16 protein-coding genes are annotated in these 21090 nt (G+C 66.5%); 10 read left to right on the forward strand and 6 right to left on the reverse strand.

Going from position 1 to position 21090, the window contains the following annotated elements; all coding sequences use genetic code 11:
- Positions 1-76: 76 nt before the first annotated feature.
- The 4 genes from OG976_RS19195 (at position 77) to OG976_RS19210 (ending at position 6197) form a co-directional block, all read left to right on the forward strand.
- Complete coding sequence (locus OG976_RS19195) at positions 77-490, forward strand: cytidine deaminase (RefSeq protein WP_442930361.1); 414 nt, start codon at positions 77-79, stop codon at positions 488-490.
- Positions 487-1782, forward strand: coding sequence for a thymidine phosphorylase (locus OG976_RS19200; protein WP_328352138.1), 1296 nt, complete (start codon positions 487-489; stop codon positions 1780-1782). Before OG976_RS19195 ends, OG976_RS19200 begins: the two co-directional genes overlap by 4 nt.
- The gene (locus tag OG976_RS19205; RefSeq protein WP_328352140.1) at positions 1782-2870 is read left to right on the forward strand and encodes an adenosine deaminase; all 1089 of its coding nucleotides are present in this window, start codon (positions 1782-1784) and stop codon (positions 2868-2870) included. The genes OG976_RS19200 and OG976_RS19205 overlap by 1 nt, the downstream gene beginning before the upstream one ends.
- A gap of 108 nt (positions 2871-2978) precedes the next feature.
- Positions 2979-6197 carry an MMPL/RND family transporter gene (locus tag OG976_RS19210; protein ID WP_328352142.1) on the forward strand — a complete coding sequence of 1073 codons (3219 nt, stop codon included), beginning with the start codon at positions 2979-2981 and terminating at the stop codon, positions 6195-6197.
- A gap of 13 nt (positions 6198-6210) precedes the next feature.
- Here OG976_RS19210 and satS read toward each other — a convergent pair whose 3' ends face one another.
- Positions 6211-7470, reverse strand: coding sequence for a protein export chaperone SatS (gene satS, locus OG976_RS19215; RefSeq protein WP_328352145.1), 1260 nt, complete (start codon positions 7468-7470; stop codon positions 6211-6213).
- Positions 7471-7513: 43 nt separating this feature from the next.
- On the opposite strand from satS, the gene OG976_RS19220 reads away from it, so the two are divergent.
- The 4 genes from OG976_RS19220 (at position 7514) to OG976_RS19235 (ending at position 12645) form a co-directional block, all read left to right on the forward strand.
- The gene (locus OG976_RS19220) at positions 7514-8068 is read left to right on the forward strand and encodes a YdcF family protein (RefSeq protein WP_328352148.1); all 555 of its coding nucleotides are present in this window, start codon (positions 7514-7516) and stop codon (positions 8066-8068) included.
- A 324-nt stretch (positions 8069-8392) separates the two neighbouring features.
- Positions 8393-9223: an aldo/keto reductase gene (locus tag OG976_RS19225; protein ID WP_328352151.1), complete on the forward strand. Its 831-nt coding sequence runs from the start codon at positions 8393-8395 to the stop codon at positions 9221-9223.
- 5 nt (positions 9224-9228) lie between these two features.
- Positions 9229-10857, forward strand: a complete 1629-nt coding sequence (locus OG976_RS19230; protein WP_328352154.1) for a GMC family oxidoreductase — start codon at positions 9229-9231, stop codon at positions 10855-10857.
- 27 nt (positions 10858-10884) lie between these two features.
- On the forward strand, positions 10885-12645 hold the full coding sequence (locus OG976_RS19235; RefSeq protein ID WP_328352157.1) for a hypothetical protein: 1761 nt from the start codon (positions 10885-10887) through the stop codon (positions 12643-12645).
- A gap of 5 nt (positions 12646-12650) precedes the next feature.
- Here OG976_RS19235 and OG976_RS19240 read toward each other — a convergent pair whose 3' ends face one another.
- Positions 12651-13760, reverse strand: coding sequence for a glycosyltransferase (locus OG976_RS19240; RefSeq protein WP_328352160.1), 1110 nt, complete (start codon positions 13758-13760; stop codon positions 12651-12653).
- A 50-nt stretch (positions 13761-13810) separates the two neighbouring features.
- Between OG976_RS19240 and OG976_RS19245 the strand changes: the two genes are divergently transcribed.
- Both OG976_RS19245 and OG976_RS19250 read left to right on the forward strand, forming a co-directional pair.
- Positions 13811-14860, forward strand: coding sequence for a glycosyltransferase family 4 protein (locus OG976_RS19245; protein WP_328352163.1), 1050 nt, complete (start codon positions 13811-13813; stop codon positions 14858-14860).
- Positions 14857-15957: a right-handed parallel beta-helix repeat-containing protein gene (locus OG976_RS19250; protein ID WP_328352166.1), complete on the forward strand. Its 1101-nt coding sequence runs from the start codon at positions 14857-14859 to the stop codon at positions 15955-15957. Before OG976_RS19245 ends, OG976_RS19250 begins: the two co-directional genes overlap by 4 nt.
- On the opposite strand, the gene OG976_RS19255 is transcribed toward OG976_RS19250, so the two are convergent.
- Genes OG976_RS19255 through OG976_RS19270 form a run of 4 tightly spaced genes read right to left on the reverse strand, consistent with a single transcriptional unit; the run spans position 15927 to position 20993 of the window.
- Positions 15927-17273 carry an O-antigen polymerase gene (locus OG976_RS19255; protein ID WP_328352169.1) on the reverse strand — a complete coding sequence of 449 codons (1347 nt, stop codon included), beginning with the start codon at positions 17271-17273 and terminating at the stop codon, positions 15927-15929. The two genes, OG976_RS19250 and OG976_RS19255, sit on opposite strands and share 31 nt — an antisense overlap.
- Positions 17270-18631, reverse strand: coding sequence for a teichoic acid transporter (locus OG976_RS19260; RefSeq protein ID WP_328352172.1), 1362 nt, complete (start codon positions 18629-18631; stop codon positions 17270-17272). The genes OG976_RS19255 and OG976_RS19260 overlap by 4 nt, the downstream gene beginning before the upstream one ends.
- Positions 18610-19467: a glycosyltransferase family 2 protein gene (locus OG976_RS19265; RefSeq protein WP_328352175.1), complete on the reverse strand. Its 858-nt coding sequence runs from the start codon at positions 19465-19467 to the stop codon at positions 18610-18612. The genes OG976_RS19260 and OG976_RS19265 overlap by 22 nt, the downstream gene beginning before the upstream one ends.
- The gene (locus OG976_RS19270; RefSeq protein ID WP_328352178.1) at positions 19464-20993 is read right to left on the reverse strand and encodes a hypothetical protein; all 1530 of its coding nucleotides are present in this window, start codon (positions 20991-20993) and stop codon (positions 19464-19466) included. The genes OG976_RS19265 and OG976_RS19270 overlap by 4 nt, the downstream gene beginning before the upstream one ends.
- Positions 20994-21090 lie beyond the last annotated feature (97 nt).

Here is a 21090-nt window from a genome sequence, read left to right on the forward strand (position 1 = left end):
GGTGACTGGAATCCTCCCGGGTCGCCTGCGGTGAGCAGCGCGGAATGCATTCAGAAGCGGCGGTGACGAGGCGAGCATGACGATCGATATTGACTGGAAAGTGTTGCAGCAGAAAGCTATTGCTGTATCGGAGCATGCCTACGCACCCTATTCTCGGTTCCCGGTGGGGGCTGCCGCCCTGGTAGACGACGGTCGGGTCGTGGTGGGCTGCAATGTGGAGAATGTCTCATATGGCGTAGGTCTCTGTGCCGAGTGTGCGGTGGTCTGCGCCCTCGTTTCCGGTGGTGGGGGCCGGTTGGTGGCGGTTGCGGTGGTCGATGCGACCGGCGCCGCGCTGATGCCGTGCGGGCGCTGCAGGCAGCTGCTGTTGGAACATGGCGGGCCTGATCTACTCGTCGACCACGCCGACGGGCCGCGGAGCCTGGCCGAGTTGCTTCCCGACGCGTTCGGTCCCGACGACCTCGAACGCGTCCGTCGGGAAAAGCCGTGACCCAGTTCACATTCGACGCGCCCACCGTGATCCGGACCAAGCGCGACGGCGGCCGGCTGCCCGACGCCGCCATCGACTGGGTGATCGACGGCTACACCCACGGTCGGGTGGCCGACGAGCAGATGTCGGCTCTGCTGATGGCGATCTTCCTGAAGGGTATGGACCGCGCCGAGATCGCCCGCTGGACATCGGCGATGATCGCCTCGGGTGTGCGGCTGGACTTCACCGATCTGCGCCGAGACGGCAAGCCGCTGCCGACGGTGGACAAGCACTCCACCGGCGGTGTCGGCGACAAGATCACCATTCCGCTGGTCCCGGTGATCGCGGCCTGTGGGGCGGCCGTTCCCCAGGCTGCCGGGCGGGGCCTGGGGCACACCGGCGGCACATTGGACAAGCTGGAGTCGATTCCCGGGTTCACCGCGGAGATCTCTAATGCCCAAGTGCGCCAACAGCTCTCCGAGATCGGTGCGGCGATCTTCGCCGCCGGTGAGCTGGCCCCGGCAGACCGCAAGATTTATGCCCTGCGCGATGTCACCGCCACCACAGAGTCGCTGCCGCTGATCGCCAGCTCGGTGATGAGCAAGAAGCTGGCCGAGGGGGCGGACTCGTTGGTGCTCGACGTGAAGGTCGGTCGCGGCGCGTTCCTCAAGACCGAGGCCGAATCGCGTGAGCTGGCGGCCACCATGGTGGACCTGGGCCGCGCCCACGGGGTGCCGACCCGGGCGCTGCTGACCGATATGAACGTCCCGCTGGGGCGCACGGTCGGCAACGCGCTGGAGGTCGCCGAATCCCTGGAGGTGCTGGCCGGCGGCGGGCCGGCTGACGTGGTGGAGCTGACGGTGCGGCTGGCCGCCGAGATGCTGGAGCTGGCCGGGGTGGACGGCTTCGACCCGGCGCAGACCCTGCGCGACGGCACCGCGATGGACCGCTTCCGGGCGTTGGTTGCCGCCCAGGGCGGCGACGTCGACGCGCCGCTACCGATCGGTGCCCATTCCGAAACCGTGACGGCACCCGCGGGCGGCACAATGGGGGATATCGACGCGATGGCAGTGGGGCTGGCAGTGTGGCGGCTTGGCGCGGGCCGGGCCAGCCCAGGGGAGCGCGTGCAACCCGGGGCCGGAATGCGCATCCACCGCCGGCCGGGCGAGCCGGTCACCGCCGGTGAGCCGCTGTTCACGCTCTATACCGACACCCCGGACCGGATTCCCGGCGCCATGGCCGAACTGGACGGCGGCTGGAGCATCTCAGACGCCCCGCCGGCGCGCCCCCTGATCATCGATCGGATCACCTGATGCCCACACCGCTCACGCTGGACATGATCGGCCAGGCACCCAAGGCCCTGCTGCACGACCACCTCGACGGCGGGCTGCGGCCGTCGACCGTCCTGGATATCGCCGAACAGATCGGCTACGACGGGCTGCCCGCCACCGACGAGGCCGCCCTGGCGACCTTCTTCCGCACCGCCGCGCACAGCGGCTCGCTGGTGCGCTACCTGGAGCCGTTCGCGCACACCGTCGCCGTCATGCAGACCCCGGAGGCGCTGCACCGGGTGGCCTTCGAGTGTGTGGAGGACCTGGCCGCCGACAACGTCGTCTACGCCGAGGTGCGGTTCGCCCCCGAGTTGCACATCGACGGCGGCCTCTCACTCGACGACGTCGTCGACGCCGTGCTGGTGGGCTTCGCGGATGGGGAGAAAGCCGCTGGCGCCGAAGGGCATCCCATCGTGGTGCGCTGCCTGGTGACCGCGATGCGCCATGCCGCCCGATCGCGCGAGATCGCCGAGTTGGCCATCCGCTTCCGCGACAAGGGTGTGGTCGGCTTCGACATCGCCGGTGCCGAGGCCGGGTACCCGCCCACCCGGCACCTGGATGCCTTCGAATACATGCGAGCCAACAACGCGCGTTTCACCATTCACGCGGGGGAGGCCTTCGGCTTGCCGTCCATCCAGGAGGCGCTGGCGTTCTGCGGGGCCGACCGGCTGGGCCACGGGGTGCGCATCGTCGACGACATCGAGGTGTTACCCGACGGGAGCGCGGTGCTGGGCCCGCTGGCGGCGATCCTGCGCGACAAGCGGATACCGCTGGAGATGTGCCCGAGTTCCAATGTGCAGACCGGGGCGGTCGACAGCATCGCCAGCCACCCCTTCGACCTGCTGGCGCGGCTGCGGTTCCGGGTCACGGTCAACACCGACAACCGGCTGATGAGCGACACCACCATGAGCCAGGAGATGTTCCGGCTGGTCGAGGCGTTCGGCTACGGGTGGAGTGACCTCGAACGATTCACCATCAACGCGATGAAGTCGGCATTCCTGCACTTCGACGAACGACTGGCCATCATCGACGAGGTGATCAAGCCCCGCTACGCGGTGCTCATCGGCTAGAACGGCGGCTCGTCGCCATGGCGCTCCGACACAATTGAGCACCATTCGTTATAGTCCTTGAGCTGCGGCGATACCGGCCATGGCTATCACGCCAGGTACCTTTATCTGATGTCCATACGCGCCGCACTCAAGCGCGTGTTCCCGCACAACGTCTTCGAGATGCTGGGCCGGTTCATCGTCCGCCACCCGGTCCTGGTGATCGTGGCGTGGGTGAGTGCTGCCGCGGCACTGCTGGTGTTCGTGACCCCGCTGTTCACGGTGGCCGCCAGGAACTCCCCGGACTTCCTTCCCAAGACCGCGCCCGTGCTGGTCGCCGGCAAGCAGATGCAGGAGGCCTTCAAGGAAGCCGACACCAGCAACTTCGCCGCGATCATCCTCAGTAATGACGCGGGACTCGGACCCGAGCAGGAAGCCACCTACCGCAATCTCGTCGCCAAGCTCAAGGAAAACCCGAAGGTGTCGTCCGTTCAGGACTTCATCAACACCCCGGAGTTGCGCGAGGTCATGACGAGTAAGGACCAGAAGGCCTGGAACCTTCCGGTCAGCATGTCCGGGACGATGGGCACCCCACCGGGCCAGGAGGCCTACCGGGAGGTCCTCAAGACCGTCAAGGAAGCGACGGAAGGCTCGTCGCTGCAGGTCAACGTGGTCGGCGGCTCCGCAACCATGGAAGACATGAACCAGATCGGCGTCAACGATCAGCACATGATCGAAGGCGCCACGGTGATCATGGTCTTCGGCATCCTCATCCTGGTCTATCGAAGTTTTGTGGCCATGGTCATGCCGCTGCTGACCATCGGCATCTCGCTGGTCGTAGCGCAGCAGTTGGTGGCCATCCTCGGTGAGCACGGACTGGCCATCGGATCCCAGACCATCATGATCATGACCGGCATGATCATGGGTGCCGGCATCGACTACGCCGTCTTCCTGTTCAGCCGATATCAGGAGATCATGAAGACGGGCGTCTCCTCGGATGACGCCCTCGTCGACGCCCTGCACTCCATCGGCGAGGTGATCGCCGGCTCGGCGGGAACCGTGGCCCTGACATTCCTGGGCATGTCCTTCACCAAGCTCGCGGTGTTCGCCACGGTGGGTCCGGCCATGACGGTCACCATCGCCGTCGGCTTCCTGGGCGCCATCACCCTGTTGCCCGCGTTCATCGTGATCGCCGGGCGCCGCGGCTGGATCAAACCCCGCAAGCGCGACCTCACCGGAAAGCTCTGGAAGCGCTCGGCGGTGATGATCGTGCGCAAGCCGCGCGCGCTGCTCACGACCAGCCTGGTCATCCTGCTCGGTTTGGCCGCGTGCGCACTGCTGACCAATTTCAACTACGACGACCGCAAGAACCTGCCCCAGGACTCGGCGAGCAACCGGGCCTACGAAGTGATGGACAAGCACTTCCCGATCAGCAGCACCCTGCAGCAGTTCCTGTTCATCCAATCGCCCAACTCCGACCTTCGCACCCCCAAGTCGCTGGCCGACATGGAGCAGATGGCCCAGCGCATCTCCCAGCTGCCCAACATCGACATGATCCGCGGTATCACCCGGCCCACCGGGCAGATGCTGGAGCAGGCCAAGGCCACCTGGCAGGCCGGTGAGGTCGGTACCAAGCTCGGCGATGCATCCAATCTGATCTCGAGCAACGATGACAAACTGGCGCTGCTCACCGGTGGCGCCGACAAGATGGCCGACGTCCTCGACCAGATCCGCAATCAGCTGGTGGGATCACTGGCCAGCGTCCGCAGTCTGGCCTCCGCACTGGATGCCATGTCGCAAAAGGTCGGTGGCACAACCACACTCGACCAGATCGACAAGACCGCGGCGCTGATGAAGAACATGCGATCGCTCGGCGACGCGCTGGGACTGAACATGAACCAAATCACCGACGTCACCGGATGGGCGCAGCCAATGCTCAACGCGCTCAACCAGAGTCCGGTCTGTGACGGCGACCCGGCGTGCGTCAACTCTCGGGCCGATCTGCAGAAGATCGTCGACGCGAGCAACTCCGAGGCGTTCGCCGCTATCGCCGACATCGGCCGGCAGCTGCAGGCGACAGAGGGCAACCAGAAGCTCGACGACCTCGTGAGCGGTCTGAGCAAGAACATCCAGCGGGCCACCGCCGCCGCCCGCGCGCTCGGTGTCGGTGAGCCCGGCGGGGTGGAGAAGAAGCTCAACGAGACCGTCGATGGCGCCAACCTGCTGGCCGACTCGAGCCGTCAGCTGGCGATGGGTGTCCAACTGCTCGTCGACCAGACCCGAAACCTGGGCAACGGTCTCGACCAGGCCTCGGCCTTCCTGCTCGCGATGAAGCGCGAGGCGGCCGACCCGCCGATGTCGGGCTTCTACATTCCGCCGCAGATCCTGTCGCAGGAGGAGTTCAAGAAGGCCGCCAAGATCTTCATCTCCGACGACGGCCACTCGGCCCGCTACCTGGTGCAGACGGCCTACAACCCGTTCAGCGCCGAGGCGATGAACCAGATCCACGACATCCTGCGGATCGCCAACGACTCCCGGCCGAACACCACACTCGCCGATGCGAAGATCTCGATGGTGGGGCTCTCGGCGGTCAACGCCGACCTGCGCTCCTACTACAACTGGGACTTCCGCTTCATCATGATCATGACCCTGTCTGTGGTGTTCGTGATCCTCGTTGTGGTGCTGCGCGCATTCGTTGCGCCGTTGTATCTCGTTGCCTCGGTGGTTATTTCGTATGCCGCGGCACTCGGCATCGGCGTCATCGTGTTCCAGTTCATCCTCGGCCAGGGTCTGTCCTGGGGTGTGCCGGGCATGGCCTTCATGGTTCTTGTCGCCGTCGGTGCCGACTACAACCTGCTGCTGATATCCCGCATCCGCGACGAAGCGAAATACGGTGTGCGCTCGGCGGTCATCCGCACGGTGGGCGCCACCGGCGGCGTCATCACCTCTGCCGGCCTGATCTTCGCCGCCTCCATGCTCGCCTTCACCTTCAGCAGCATCCTGACTGCCGTGCAGATGGGCTTCGTGATCGGGGTCGGCCTGCTGCTGGACACCTTCGTCGTGCGAACGCTGACCGTGCCCGCGATGGCCGTCCTGGTCGGTGAGAAGAACTGGTGGCCGTCCAAGCCGCCCAGCGTCAAGTATCAGGAGAAGAAGAAGGCCGCCGCCAAAGCCGCCGCCGCTGCTGCCGCCGCTGTGCCCGCTGTGGTGGGCGGGGGAGGCGTCGCCCTGCTGGACGACGACAGGCTGGAAGATGACGGGGCCCTGGAGATGCCGGAGGACTTCCCGCAGCCGACCGGCGAATATCCCTGTCTGCCTGAGAAAACCACCGGCGACGCCTCGGCCGGCTAGAAAACGGGGCCCCTTACTCGGGGCGCAGCCGCGACTCCACGAAACGCTCGATCTCTTCCCAGTCCTTCACGGCAGCCGCATACGGCGGACCGGGGCGCGGGTTGTCGCCGGGTTCGAGCACGTGGTTGAACAACCTGCCCAGCGGCTTGTCGTCCGCCAGCAGCCGGTCGACGGTGTCCTCCTCGGAGTAGTCGCCGATATCGCGCAGCAACTCCACTGCCAGGTCGAGTTGGTCGCGGTCGATGGCGTCGGGCCCGTCGGCGATGTCGTCGGCCAGGCCGGTCAACACATAGATGTTGTCGTCGGTGACCTCCACCCGCAGCGAGCCGTCGGTGGCCGCGGTGCGGATGTCGTCGTAGGTGCTCAGATCCGACAGGTCGTGGTCATGCTCGTCGGCCAGGTAGCGGGCCAACGTCCGCTCCGACGGGAACACACTGATGCGGCCGTTGCGGCCCAGGAAGATCGGCCGGTCGTCGAAGTAGCACCGCAGCGTGTAGAGCGTGCCCGAACCGGTCAGGATGCGCACGGGGTCGATGCCGACCTCGGCCCAGAACTCCTCGTCGCCGCCGAGCACCACCGTCTGTTGCGGTGCGACCACGGCTGCTGCCTCGGAATCCTCGGTCTCCTCCTCGTCGGCCGGTTCGGCGTCGTCGACCTCGTCGATCTCTTCCTCGTAGGGCTCCTCGAGCTCCTCGGCGGCCAGCTTCGAGGCCTTCTCGTCGACCTCCGGGGTCGCGAGCACCTCGTCGACGGCCGACAGCACGCCGTCCCAGCCGCGCGCCACGATGTCACCGATGACGCTCCAGCGCTTCAGCCCGGCCTTGCCGGTGAACTGCTCGATGCCGCCGGACACCAGCCCCAGGTTGGGGTTGCCGTTGAAGAACCGGGTCACCGCGGGCAGCTCGCACACCGACCCGATCGACGACACCACCGCCAGCGTGTTCGTCAACGCGGTCACCGACTCCTCGGTCGGCTTCTCGGCCAGCAGCTCTTCGACCGCGATGAGGTCGGCCGCACCCGTGGTCGCCGGTTCGAGCTTGTGCGCATTGGCCTCGGTCAGGGCCTCCCACGCCGGATGGTCGGTCAGGTCGTTGTCGGTGTTGGTGCGCACGAAGGCCGCGAGGTCGGCCACCGACTCGAAGGCGTAGAGATCGTCGTCCTTGCCCAGGAACGCCTCCCACTCGTCGCCGGCGTCGCGCCAGCGGGGCGCCCACAGGGTGTACAGGTCACCGGCGGTCACGCTCAAGCGGACCGGAACGAGCTCAGCAGACATGCCGCACAGCCTAACGAGGCTTTCTGACCGGTAACCTGCCCCCGTGGCCAGACTGCGTCGCGTGTTGGCTGTGGTGGCGGTGGCGCTCGTCGTCGCGCCGGGGGTGGCCGGGTACTTCCTGTTCACCCGGTCGCATGCCGATCCGCTGGTCAAGGCCGACGCGATCGTCGTCCTCGGCGGCGAGAACGACGGCCGCATTCAGTACGGGCTGAGCCTGGCGCGGCAGGGTTACGCAAGCACCGTCGTGCTGTCCAATGGCTACGACGGCATTCCGGGCGCCGCCGCGGAGTTCACGGCGGCGTGCGCGTCGGGTACCGCGACGATCACGGTCGTGTGCTTTCGCCCGGACCCGTACACGACTCGCGGTGAGGCACAGTTCACGGCGCGACTTGCCAAGGAACGCAACTGGACACACGTGATCGTCGTGTCGTGGAACTTCCACATGGTGCGGGCCCGCTACATCTTCGACCAGTGTTTCGGCGGAACGGTGACCACGGCGCCGGTGCCCCGGACCTACGACTACTCACTGCCGCGATGGGTCGTGACCTACACCTACCAGTACTTCGCGCTCGGCAAGGCCGTCCTGATGGGGTGCTGACTCGTCCGACTACGGATCGGAAACAACAAATCCACAACAAATCGGCCTGGTCAATATGCTGCTATTGTTTGCTAGCAAATGGCAAGCTATCTTTGCCGATAATGTGCCGAGAGGCTCACTGCCAGGGTATTTATCTGCATTGAGAGGGTGCAGCCGCCCGGTAGAATTGTCCTTCAGCTATCGCGATTGCGGTTGCTACATACCAATGGTCTGTTACGCTCCACCAGTGTTCACCCGAACGGCCTATCCCAGGTCACGCGTACTATCGGTCGGTGGTCATGCTTACCCCCAGCGCTTGGCTTGCGATTGTCGTGTGGTGTCCGGGTGACTACTGACATCCCCGGCCGGCAATGCGGCACGACGTGTTTGCCTGGGTCAGGGCTCACCATTTCACGCATCGGGCTTGGATTCGCGCACGCTCACCTGCTGGATCCGGCCACCCGGGTAGCCCTCATCAACCGAGCGCTGGACCTCGGGATCACCCACTTCGACACCGCACGGTTCTATAGCGACGGGCTCTCCGAGAAGGCCCTCGGACAGACCCTGGCGGGACGGCGATCGTCGGTCACGATCACCACCAAGTTCGGCCTTCTGCCCACACCGCTGATCGCGTCGCTGGGCCCGGCCGCCATGCCGGCCCGGAAGGTGCGCTCACTGCTGAACAAACTTCGGCTGGTTCCTTACCCGCGGCGTTCGTATACGCCAGAGGTGATGCGCAAGGCGTTGCACGCCTCGCTGCGTGCGCTGAACACCGACTACATCGACATCTATCACCTCCATGAACCGCTGGAAGACAGCCAGATTTCCGATGATGTGATCGCCGAACTGCAAAAAGCGAAGGCCTCCGGGTCGATTCGGGCCATCGGTGTCTCGGGCCTCGCCGGAAACGTCGATGGGATTGTCGAGCGGTACCGCGACGCGATCGACGTCATCCAGACCGACGAGTCCAGCTGGGGGAGCCGGCCGTGGGTGCCCGACATCACGCACAGCCTGTTCGCTGACGCGGTGCGGGCCGCCCCCGGTGGCACGCTGCCGAGTGAATCGGTCCGCCGCATCCTCACCGAGGCGCTCGGCCGTCGACCGCAGGGCGCGGTGATCGTCCAAACCAGCAGCACCGCTCGGTTGGCGCAGCTCGTAGAGTTTGCAAACGGATAACGCGGATGGCGATTCACACGCTGGCCGATGTGGCCGCCCCTGTCACCTCAGTGTCTGCCACCGTGTGCGTGGTTGGTGCCGGGGTCGCCGGGCTCGTGGCGGCGGCGCGTCTGGCCAGCGACCCGCGTGTGCGGGTGGTGGTCATCGAAAGCGGCGTTGACGGGATCGCCGATGCGGCCACGCAAGCGCTGGACCTGATCGACAACCCGGCCGGCAACTATGAGGGGAACCTCCGCGACCGCCGCCTCGGGGGCACCTCCGCCAGCTGGGACGGCAAACTTCTGCCGATCTCGCGAAGCGACACCTCCGAGCGGCCGTGGGTGTCACAGCAGCCATGGCCTTTCGATGTCGCAGAACTCGACCGCTATACCGACGACCTGGAAAAGATGATGGGCGTCGACTCGGCCTCCTATGAGGAGGACGCAGCGCCGCTGCTCGATCCCGATCGGCTCCTACCCCGAAACGATTCGGAATTCGTGCAACGGTGGCCCAAACGTCCCAGCCCCGCCGACCTCAATACTGCAGACGTCCTGCGCGAGCAGATCACGTCATGGCCGAACATCGATATCTGGCTGGGTGCCACCGCGTCCACGTTCGACTTCGACGGAAATGATCGGCTCACCAGCATCGTGGCGGTGGACCACTTCGGGCACTCGCTGACCGTGACCGCAGATGAGTTCCTGATTGCAGCCGGTGCACTCGAATCCACGCGGCTGTTGCTCGTGGCTGATCGCCAATCAGGTGGGGTGATCACCCGTGAGAGCGACGCTCTCGGGCGTTATTTCAACGATCATTTCGGTCTCAACGTTGCCACCGTGCGTCCGAAGAACTGGCGTCGGGCCAACGCTGCTTTCGCCGATCGGTGGACCCTGGGAGCGAGCCGGCATCTTCACTTCGAACTCCGTCCGACCGTCCAACAGGAATCCCGTACTGCCAGCGCCTACTTCGACTTCGGCGTCACACTGCCCGATTCCTCAGCGCTGACCCAGATCAGATCGGCGCTGGACTCAGCCAGGGGCCGTCGGCCCGCTGCGGTGGCCAACCTGCTTCGCTATGGTCTTGCCGGTATCCCTGACCTGGCGCGGACTGCGTGGGGGCGGTACGGAATCAAGAAGAAGTACTGGCCGTCCGACGCGGTCGTCGAAGTGAAGGTGTGGATCGAGCAACTGCCCGAGTGGAATAACCGGCTGGTGTTGTCGGACACTGCCGATGCACTCGGCCAACCTCGCCTGCGCTGTGAACTCACCAAGACCGACGCGGATGAGAGCACGCTGCGTCAGGCGGTCGTGAAGATCCGCGGGTTCTGGAATCGCCACCTGAGCGATATCGCGGACCTGGAATGGATTCCTGAGGTCGACGACCCGAATGTCCGCCTCGTCGACCTGGCTGTCCAACTCGCCCACCCTGCAGGGGCTACCCGGATGGGTACCGATCCCGGTTCTTCGGTTGTCGATACCTCGCTCCGTGTGCACGCGGTGCCCAACCTCGCTATTGCGAGTTCCTCGGTCTTTCCCACCTCAGGCAGTGCGAACCCGACCTTCATGATCATCCAACTTGCCATGCGCGCCGCCGATGCGCTGGCACAGCGGATCCAGTCCGGCCGCGCAGTGCACAACTCGAGGCCGGGTGAATGACGATGCGATATTCTGTGAAGTGGCCGGTTGGGGGCTCTGAAAGTATTGTGCTGCAGGGGGATTGGAATGCTTGAGGATCTCCAGATTGGCGGCGGTGCGCACGTCGCCAAGGCCGAGTCGCTGATAGCGGTTCAGGAGACGCCGACCTACTTCGGATCGTCTGAAGCGCCACTGTTCGGTGTGGTGCACGCCCCGAAAGATGGCCAAGTGCGCGGGGGAGTCATCCTGTGCGGATCGTTGGGGAAGGACCACGCGGACAACCTGCGGGGCCTGCGTGTCCTGGCGGATCTGCTCGCCGAGCGCCGGATTCTCACGCTGCGTTTCGACTACCTCGGCTGCGGTGACTCCTCGTACGGTCAGCTGCGCGACAACGCTGTCGCCGAATGGCAGGCAAGCATCGGGCATGCGGTCGACTACCTGCACAGTGCAGGCATCAACGATCTCTCAGCCGTCGGCGTCCGAGCCGGCTGCCTGATCCTGCATCCAACGCTGTCGTCGTTGCCTGAGTCCGTTCGCCGGGTTGCCTACTGGGATCCGGTCAGTACCGGTCGTCGATATCTCCGCGAGCAGACCGCATTCTTCAAGATGAGTGCAGGGGAGGACGACGTCCCGCCGGGGGTCGTCTCGACCATTGGGGCGCGTTTCACCGCCGCGGCCGCCGCCGAGTTCAGCGCGCTGAAGCTCGGCGAGTTTCCCGAGACGCTGGACCGTTTCGTTGTCGGTCGCAGAGCCAGTGCTGACAAACAGATCAGTTCGCTAGCAGATGACGGGCGCACTGAATCCGTCTTCATCGACGGCCTGGAAGATTGTGCTCAACCAACTCAGTTGCTGACCCAAACATCCTGGGAGGCAATACATTTCATTGCCGGATGGCTGGACAGCCAGGTGTCGGATGCTCTCTCGACACCCCAACTCGGCTACGCCGACTCGGCATGGATCCCCGACGAAGCGGGCAAGGCGGCCACCTTCGAGAGGATCGAACGAATCGCGCCGCACGGATTGTTCGCGATCCGGGCTCTGCCCGCAGATGACGGCGACGCTGTTGTGGAGCGGCCCGCGGTGGCGTTCTTTTCGCACGGCTTGGCGCCCCACCAAGGGCCGAACCGCGAATGGGTCGAGTTGTCGCGGGCTGTCGCCGCTGCCGGCGGAACGGCGTTGCGCTGGGACCGCCGGATGGTCGGTGAATCAGAACGCGCCCGAACCGGCGAAGAGATTCGGATCTATTCGCCGGAAGGTATTGAAGATGCCCTGGCCGCGGCGCGCCACGCTCGCCGCGGGGCAAGTCGGCTCCAACTGGTCGGCATGTGCTCGGGCGCATGGTTCGCCGCTATCTCGGCGATGGAATATGGATGCGATTCAGTCGTTTTGGCCAACCAGCTCCAGTGGTCGCGCCGAGTGAAGAAGTCGTTGCGGCTGGCCGTGAAGCCCGGCGACAACGACGGACAAGACTGGGAACAGACGCCGCGCGCTCGCACCAGGCGGTTCTTGCAGCGCAGTCTTCCCGCCCGGGCATGGTCGGCGCTGGGCCTAACGGGAGCCGTTCAAGCGCCGCATCTGACGCTCGGGCCGTTGGCTCGACGGGGTTGTCCCGCGACGGTCATCCTGTGCCCGCGCGACTTGCAGCTGTTCAGTGCCAATCGCGGTGACGTTGCGCTGCATCGTCTTCGGCGCTCGGCGGCACCGCCACAGCTGGTGGTCAGCACTGGTGACCACGCTGGGTTTCACCAGGGCGTGTACGTACCGCTGCGCTCCGCAGTGCTGAACTTCATCCAGGGTGAACCGGCCTAGGCCGTTCACACCACCGACTCGACGATCGCGCGCATCTGCTCGCGGAACCGGGCATGCGAGAACTGCTCGGCATGCTTGCGCACCTGCTTGCCGTCGAACTGGGTGCTCTCGAAGGTGCGCAGCGCGTCGGCGAAGCCGGCGACGAGCTCGGTGTCCGACCCCGGTGCGACCAACTGGCCGCTCACACCCGGCACCACCGAGTCCAGCGCGCCGCCCGCCCCCGTGGCGATCACCGGGGTGCCGCACGCCATCGACTCCACCGGCACGATGCCGAAGTCCTCGATGCCCGGCATGAGCAGAGCGCGGGCCCGCCGCTGCAGGTCGAGCATCTCCTGATCGGACACCCGGCCCAGGAACGTCGTCTCCGGTCCGGCGACAGCCTGGCACGCCGCCAGCATCCGGCCCTCGCCGGCGACCACCAGCCGAACCCCGGCCGCCTTGGCTGCGGCGACGGCCAGATCAGGCCGCTTGTAGGGCACCAACCGGCCCGCCAGCAGAAAGAAATCCTCGCGCTCGACGGTGTCGTCGGGGGTGTACAGGTCGGTGTCGACGGGCGGATGCACCACCGCTGAGTCGCGTCCCCACCACCGGCGGATCCGCTCCGCGACCTCAGACGAGTTCGCCACGATCTGGGTGACCTTCGGTGCAGCCTGGGCTTCTGCGCGGCGGATCAGGGCGGCTAATCCCGTCAGTGCCGTGCGCCCAGCGAACCCCGACGCCTCACCTTCTCGCATCGCAGGGTCCCACGCCCAGCGGGCAGGCGAATGCACGTAGGCCACCGTCGGCCGGTCGGTGGCGTGGACGGCGGACAGGGCGGCGCAATGGTGACTGATGACGACGGCGTCGACGTCACCGAAGTCCATGTGCTTGAAGGCCGGGATGAACAAAGGCAAAAGCACGGCGTGGGATCGGCGGCCGATGAGCCGGTGCACCCGATCGACCGGAGTGACCGCTGCACGGCCCTGCAGCGCACCCCGGTCGGAACCCGGGGCGGCGATCGGTACATGAATCCGCGCGGACGGCCATTCGGCGGCGAGCTGTTCGACGACCTGTTCGGATCCGGCAAACTCGGTCAGGCGCTCGTGGACGATCGCGATCGTCGGTGCGCTGTTCACCGGCCAAGCCTAGCCCGGCCGGACCCGTCGTTGCTCGCTAGCATGGTGCGATGCCCTCGGCTCATATCAACGGCAAGTGGCTGGGGCAGCCCTTCACCGGCGTGCAGCGCTACTCCGAGGAATTGGCCCGCCACGTGGTCGCCGACGACGGCATCGACTTCGTGTTGCACGTCCCCAAAGGTGCCCGGACTCCGTCCTGGGCCGTCGCCCCGAACATCACCGTGCGGCGCGCTCCGCTGGCGGGGGTGGCCTTCGAGCAGCTCTACCTACCGTTCGCCACCGCGGGACGCCTGCTGCTCAACTTCGGTGGCATGGCGCCGTTGCTCAAGAGGCGCCAGTTCGTGACGTTCCACGACGCCACCCCGTTCCGCTTCCCGGAGACCTACCGCAAGGCCTTCGTCGCCTTCTACCTGCTGGCCTACCTGATATTGGCCCGCACCGCCCGCCGGCTGATGACCGTCTCGGAGTTCAGCAAGGGGGAGCTGTCCGAGGTGCTGCGGGTCAAGCCGTCGCGATTCCTGGTGGTGGGGTGCGCCGCCGACTCGCTGACCGGCGTGCCCGCCAGCCAGCCCGATCTGCCCTGGCGTCCGGGCACCTACCTGCTCGTCGGCACCCTGGCCCGGCACAAGAACGTGGTTGCCCCGGCCGCGGCGCTGGCCGGCTCGGGGCGCCACGTGGTGGTCGTCGGCGCGGGCGGCGACAGCCGCGTGTACGCCGGCATCGCCGCCGACCTCGCCGACAATGTCGTCGTCGCCCAGCGGCTGACCGACGCCGAACTGCGCTGGCTCTACGAGCACGCCGCCGCGTTGGTCTTCCCGTCGTTCTACGAGGGCTTCGGCCTGCCGGTGCTGGAAGCGCAGACCCTCGGGTGCCCGGTGATCGCCTCCGACCGGGCCTCGATCCCCGAAGTCGGGGGGGACGGCGCGCTGTACTTCGACCCGCAGCAGACCTCGGCCTTGCTGCGGCACGCCGATCTCTTGGAGGGCGACTCCTCGGCGGCGGACAAACTCGTCGACGTCGGTCACCGCAACGCCTCCCGCTACTCCTGGGCCGCGTCCGCGAACCGCGTTGTGGCGGCGATTCGTAGCATGGCGGGATGAGCCTCACCAGAATCGGCCTCGCGTTCGTGGCCGCCTGCGGTCTGCTCGTGGGCTGTCAGAGCACCGCCGCGCCCGCCCAGTCCGCACCCGTGGCTGACGAGACCGCGGCGCTGCAGCAGCGCCTCGACAGCCTGCAGCCGGGTCAGACGCTGACGCTGGACCGGCGGATCTACGGTCACGGCGGTGTCCTCAAGATCAGCGTGCCCGGCGTCACCATCGACGGGCACGGCGCCACCCTGCAGGCCCTCAACGACGAGACGTCCTCGGTGCAGGTCGTCGCCGACAACGTGACCGTCCGCAACCTCACCCTGACCGCGCCCACCGAGGGCAAACGCTGGGGCACACCCAATCAGCAGAAGCTCGCCGTGCTGGGCACCCAGGGCGTCACGCTCGACGACATCACCGTCAACGGATCCGCCGCAGCAGGCGTCTTCGTCCACGGTGCGCACAATTTCAAGCTGTCCGACATCCGGGTGGCCAACACCCGCGCCGACGGCGTCCACGTCACCGGGGGAGCCACCGACGGCACCCTGACCCGGATCACCACGGCAGGCACCGGTGACGACGGGGTGGCGGTGGTCTCCTACGGCGGCGAGCCGCCCTGTCAGCACATCACCATCACCGGTCCGGTCGTCAACGGCACCACCAACGGACGCGGGCTGGCTGTCGTGGGCGGTGAGCACATCAGCGCCCGCAACATCAGCGTCAACGACACCGCCGCGGCCGGCATCTACGTGGCCACCGAGGGCGACCCCTACAACACCGGGTCGGTCGACGACGTCAGCATCTCCGACGGCACGGTGACCGCCGCCAACCACGACACCAGCACCGTCAACGGCGCCATCCTGGTCTACAGCGGGCGCGACGGCACGTCGTTGACCAACGTCCGGCTGTCCGGGTTGTCAGTGACGGCGACGCCGGAGTCGGCACAGCGCGATGTCGGGTTGATCGTCGACCGCGGCACCGTGTCCGGTATCGCTTTCAGCGGGCTGCGTCTCGATACGTCAGCGGTCGCACCGTTCGTCACCAACGCGCCGCCCGAGGCGTTCACCACGACGGACTGGACTCAGGACGGTAACCCGCTTAGTGTCGGATAAGGTTCCAGGGCAGTCGATTTCGCCTGAGATCGGCTCAGCATGATGGCCAGAGTTATCAGCGCCACCAGTGTGTACATGGTCCGGCCCTGCGTCCAGTACATGTAGCGCGGCAACTCCAGCAGGCCGGTGAACACGACCGGGTACAACAGCAGGCCGAACGGACTGGCCCCGCAGAACCCGCGGTAGAGGAAGCCCGACACGAGGCCGATAACCACGAAGAGGATCAGGCCGCCGACGACGCCGTAGTCGATGAACGGCGCGACGTAGCCCGACGGGTTGTTGAATTCGGGACTGCCGTGCTGGCTGAGCATGATCGTCAGTGGGGTGACCGCAGAGCCCTTGCCCGAGTACGGCAGTGGGTGGCCCGTCAACCGGGTGTAGAGCCCCAACTGCTCGACTCCCGGTGCGGTCCAGAACCCCTCGATGGTGTCGTATGGCCACCGGCCGGGCCAATCCAGATAGTGCAACACCAGATGCCCGTTATTCAGCGCGGTGGTGTAGTAGCCGGCAAGGCGTTCCAGGGTGAACTCCACGAAACCGCTGTTGGTCCGGGTGCGGAAGTAGGACCACGAGCGGAAGTACTCGAACACGCCGAACACCACCACCACCAACGGCAGGCCGATGGCCGGGGCAAGCTGTGCCGAGGCGCGCCGAGGGCCCGGACTCAGCGACAGCCACGCACACAGGACCACCACCACCGGAACGACCACTTCGAGCACTGCTAGCCGTTCGGAGAACAGGAACGAACGGGGCAGTGAAAGGCCGACGACTGCAAGGATTTTCAGGAGCTCGTTGCGAGTGAACCGTTGTGTCAACAGAATCGACGACACCACCACCGCGGCCATGCCGCACTGCGTCAGCGTTGTGACACCGGGAATCGTCCCGATGGTGTCACGCACCGACAGCCCGGAGTTGTAGGAGTTGCCGAACAGCTGGCCCGGGGAGAGCCCGGAGCGAACCATGAGGAACGCGAATCCCGCATACCCGAACACGGTCAGGCCGGTCAGCAGCGAGCTCGCGCGTCGCATCAGTTCCAGAGCGTCGCCGCTGAGCGCGGGCCAGCGCACCGCCAGCGGACGCTGCTGCACCGAGGTCGACGCCACCAGCGCACCGAACGCCAGCGCCAACGCGCCGCATCCGAACATCAACAGGGTCTCCGGGGTGATCGACTTCGGCGTGCGCCACAACGCGCGGAATGCGGTGTCGCCGATCAATGCCGTGGGCACGATGGCCGCCGTCGCGATCACCAGAGTCACCGCGATCGGCGAGAGGAACCAGACCTGCGGACTGGTGGTGGGCGCGGCGTGCTTGCTCACGTGCCGAGCGCCACCGAACCGGGCGGGCGCTCCAGAAGTTCACGGGCGGCCGCGATGAGATGACGGTGGGCGCGAGGGGCGCGATCCATCACCCGCCGCGCGGTGATCCATTCGGCGACCGACAGCAGCGCAACTCCGCACGAGGACACGATGGCCAGCGGCAGCGGGCCTCCCACGATGGCCGCGACGATGCCGCAGGGCAGCACGATCGCCAGCACGATCATCGCGGTGCGGGAGACCTCGTTGATGAAGCCGCCGATGATCAGCAGCGAGATGTTGGCATTCAACGCGGCCTGAACGATGCCGCTGGCGGCCAGGATCACCAGCAGCGTGCTGGCGTCGCGCATCGACGGTCCGTAGGCGGTCTGCAGGGCAAGGCCCCCAAAGAGGCCCAGCGCGATCACCAGACAAATGGTGATCGCCGTGTTGACCGTGGCGACGTTGGACAGCAGCCGCACCACGTGGTCCTTCTTACCGTCTGCCCACAGGCGCGCCGCAGGTGGTGTGACGGCCAGGGCGAAGAGGCTCTCCAGGATGGTGACCTGCATGGCGATTGTGGCGGCCGCCGAGTAGTGCGTTGCGGTGACTGCGGGGAACGTCATGTTCGCCAGCCAGATCGTCCCCGACATCATCAGGAACGCCGACAGCTCCAGGCTGAACAGCCGGGTGCCGCTGCCGATAGCGGCGCGTAGTGAAGCGATGCCGACCGACTTCGAGATCGCGATATCGCGGCGTCCGTAGTACAGGGCGACGACGAACTGCAGCGCGGCCACCGCCACGTACGCCGACAGCAGCACGGTCAACGTCGGGCGCTCCAGGGTGAACGCCACCACACCGACCACGGGCAGCACCATCGTGCTGCGGATGTAGTGCATGGTCGCCACCGACGCCGGCACCCGGCCGTAGGCGGCGAAGATGTCGCTGAGCATCAGCCGCAGCGTTTCGATCACGATGATCACGGTGGTCAGTAAGAACGCCGGGGTGAAGTCACCGTGGCCGATCAGGCCCGCGGTGGCGAAGAACGACACCACCGGGGCCGACGGCAATGTCAGTAGCGCTGTTGCCCGCAGATGCGTTCCGGCGATGATGCGCCGTTTGGCGTGGTCTTGCTCGGCCGGGATCAACCGAACCGCGTTGGGCCCCAGGCCAAGTCGCCCGATGAGGGGTCCGATGGACAGCGCGGCCAGGATGGCGAAGAAGCCCGCTGCGTCCTTGTCGTCGAGAGTGCGGACCACGATGACCGTGAGCAGGAAGGTGGAGATCATCCCCGCAGCCGCGGCGACCACCCGCCACGAGAAGCTGCGTTTGAGCTCGGCGGTCGCCTCATGGCCCTGGGTCACGGCGTGATGCCCCGCCATCCGGCCACAGTGCCGCGAAGGTAGGCGCGATCGGCCCGGGACCGGATCCGCTCGCCGCGCGCGGCCCGCACGACCGCACCCACAACCTTGCGGCCCGAGTAGTAGGCGAGGATCCGCACCGGCAGCCGGTGCCTGCGCCACAGATGACCGATGCCCACGCCATAGCGCAGCATCTTGTCGACGTAATCCTCACCCGGTTCAGTGCGGTCGTCATCCTGGTAGACGACGATGTCGGGGCGGTAGAGCACGGTGCTTCCGGCAGCCAGCAGGCGCAGTAGAAGGTCGGACTCCTCACCGGAACCCCGCCAGCCGGGCGATCCCGTTCCAATGCCCTCGTCGAACGGGGCGGCCGAGGGCAGCGCCGCGCGCCGCAGGAACAGTGTGCTGCAGATCGAGGTGCGCATGAAGTTGTTCCTGGTGATCTCGACCTCATGGTCCAGCCAGCGCAGCATCGAAGGCGACCCGTCGGCAGCAACCTGCTTGGCCGACAGGCCGTCGATGTCGGGTCGCTCGGCAAGAACAGTCAACACCCTGCGCACGGTATCGGGTGCATACCAGCAGTTGTCGTCGGGGAAGGCAATTACCGGCGCGGTGGCCAGCCCGACGCCCACGTTGCGCCCGACCGAGGCACCCCGGCCGCTGGTAGCCACCTTCCAGGGACCGGGCAGACCGCGGTCGGCCACCAGCTGCGCGCATGCCTGCTCCACGCTCTGATCGACGAGGATGAACTCGATCTGCTCGGCAAGCTCACATGCAACTAGCGCGTCCAGTTGGCGTGTGAGCGCATCCGTCCGACCGACCGTGCTACAGACCAGGGAGATGGCCGGAGCGCTCATGCGCTCTCCAGTTGCAGACGCTCAGTTTGGCTGTCTGCGTTCTCCGCCCCGTGCTTGCTCTGGGATGTGTCTTCGGTGTTCTCGTCCGACCGCGTGTGCTCGTCGTCTGCCATATCGTCCGCTGTGTGGTCGATCTCGTCGATCTCGTGGTGCTCCTCAACCGCCTGGGGTGCCCGATGCAGGCCTCCGCTAGGAGTTTCCGGCATCGGAGCGGCTTTCGCTGACCGAGTCCGGCCGCCCACGCTCCACCACCGGCGGCGGGCGCCGACCGCGAACACCGGCACACCGTGTGCGCGTGCCAGCGCGATCACCATGCGCGCCTGGCGGTAGGAGTCGAATCCGATCATCGCCACGATGACGATGTGGGTGGCCATCCCGGCTGCCCGCGGCAGCGCCGAGGAGTTGGTCAGTGAACCACCGTCGATGATGACTGTCGTCGAATTGCGGCTGCGCGGCAGGATCCGCCGTTCGATGACCTCTTGGGCCTTGCGTTGCCGGATGGTGTCGACGGGGCCGTGCTCAGCTGCCGCGAACGACAGCAGCCGGGCCATGCCGTCGGTGCCCGACTGAGCCGACGCCCCGACGACCAGGATGCACGCACCGCGCGCGGCGGGCAGCTGGGCGTAGACCGCGCGGGCGTTCTCGGCCTCGGAGTTGGTGACCTTCGCGCGTTCGCCGTGCGAACGCAGCCGCACCACAGGCCAGAGCACGCCGGCCACCTCGCCCTCCAGGGCGGCCATCGAGGTGATCACTCCGGATCGCTTGCGCCACACCACGGCCAGCGTCAAAGCCACCATGCCGCCGAGCAGGCCGCCGCCGACCGCGCCCAGCCACCAGTGCGGGACGCCGGTCGACGGCATCTCGATGGGCGGCTGGACCACCTGCACCCCTGGCGGGCGCAGCATCTGCACATCCAGCGAGGACTTTTGCGACTCGAGTGCGAGGATGCGGTCTTGCACGCCAGTGGTGTCGGGTACCGGGGGCGGCGGCAGCGGATTGCCGAACTCGTCGAACTGCGGCGGCGCGTTGAGCGCCTCGGCCGCGATCCGGAACTGGTCGCGCAGCCCAGCGATGACCCCATTGAGGGCGTCGATCGCGGCCTGTTCGCGCTGCCGGTTCTGCTCGACCACGTGGTCGCTGTAGAGGCGCAGTGCGGTGTCGATGACTCCGGTGGCCTGTGCGGCGGTGGGCGCCGTCGCCGACAGCGTCAAGATCGAGGACTGCGAATCCTGGGTGGCGGTCAGGTTCGGGTTGTCGGCCTGGCCCAGGGCGCTGCGCAGTGAAGCGGTGAAACCGGGGGAGGACAGATAGGCGATCTCACCGGAGATGTAGCTCTCCTGGGACTCCACCGACGGTGCATTCGTCGTCATGATCTGGTTGGGGTCTACCGGCTGGGCGATCCGGATCAGTGTGCTTACCGAGGGGGCAGCGGTCGAGGACTGCAGCGCCAATGCGCCCAGGGTGGCGCCGACGGCGATGCCCACCACGGTCGCTGGCCACAACGGCGTCAGCCACCGTGACAGCACAGACCGTGCTCTCCTGCCCATTGCCACTCCAAAGATGTCTCGTCAGGCCCGTCATATGTGGAGCCACTCGGCGCGGCGAACCAACCGAATTTTGCTC

Origin of the sequence: Mycobacterium sp. NBC_00419 (genome assembly GCF_036023875.1) — a bacterium.
Lineage (GTDB): Bacteria > Actinomycetota > Actinomycetes > Mycobacteriales > Mycobacteriaceae > Mycobacterium.

Bases quoted from the DNA above. Each gene is read 5' to 3' on its own strand.
- OG976_RS19195 (WP_442930361.1), top strand. From the start codon at position 77: ATGACGATCGATATTGACTGGAAAGTGTTGCAGCAGAAAGCTATTGCT.
- OG976_RS19205 (WP_328352140.1), top strand. From the start codon at position 1,782: ATGCCCACACCGCTCACGCTGGACATGATCGGCCAGGCACCCAAGGCC.
- OG976_RS19210 (WP_328352142.1), top strand. From the start codon at position 2,979: ATGTCCATACGCGCCGCACTCAAGCGCGTGTTCCCGCACAACGTCTTC.
- satS (WP_328352145.1), bottom strand. From the start codon at position 7,470: ATGTCTGCTGAGCTCGTTCCGGTCCGCTTGAGCGTGACCGCCGGTGAC.
- OG976_RS19230 (WP_328352154.1), top strand. From the start codon at position 9,229: ATGGCGATTCACACGCTGGCCGATGTGGCCGCCCCTGTCACCTCAGTG.
- OG976_RS19245 (WP_328352163.1), top strand. From the start codon at position 13,811: ATGCCCTCGGCTCATATCAACGGCAAGTGGCTGGGGCAGCCCTTCACC.
- OG976_RS19250 (WP_328352166.1), top strand. From the start codon at position 14,857: ATGAGCCTCACCAGAATCGGCCTCGCGTTCGTGGCCGCCTGCGGTCTG.
- OG976_RS19260 (WP_328352172.1), bottom strand. From the start codon at position 18,631: ATGGCGGGGCATCACGCCGTGACCCAGGGCCATGAGGCGACCGCCGAG.
- OG976_RS19265 (WP_328352175.1), bottom strand. From the start codon at position 19,467: ATGAGCGCTCCGGCCATCTCCCTGGTCTGTAGCACGGTCGGTCGGACG.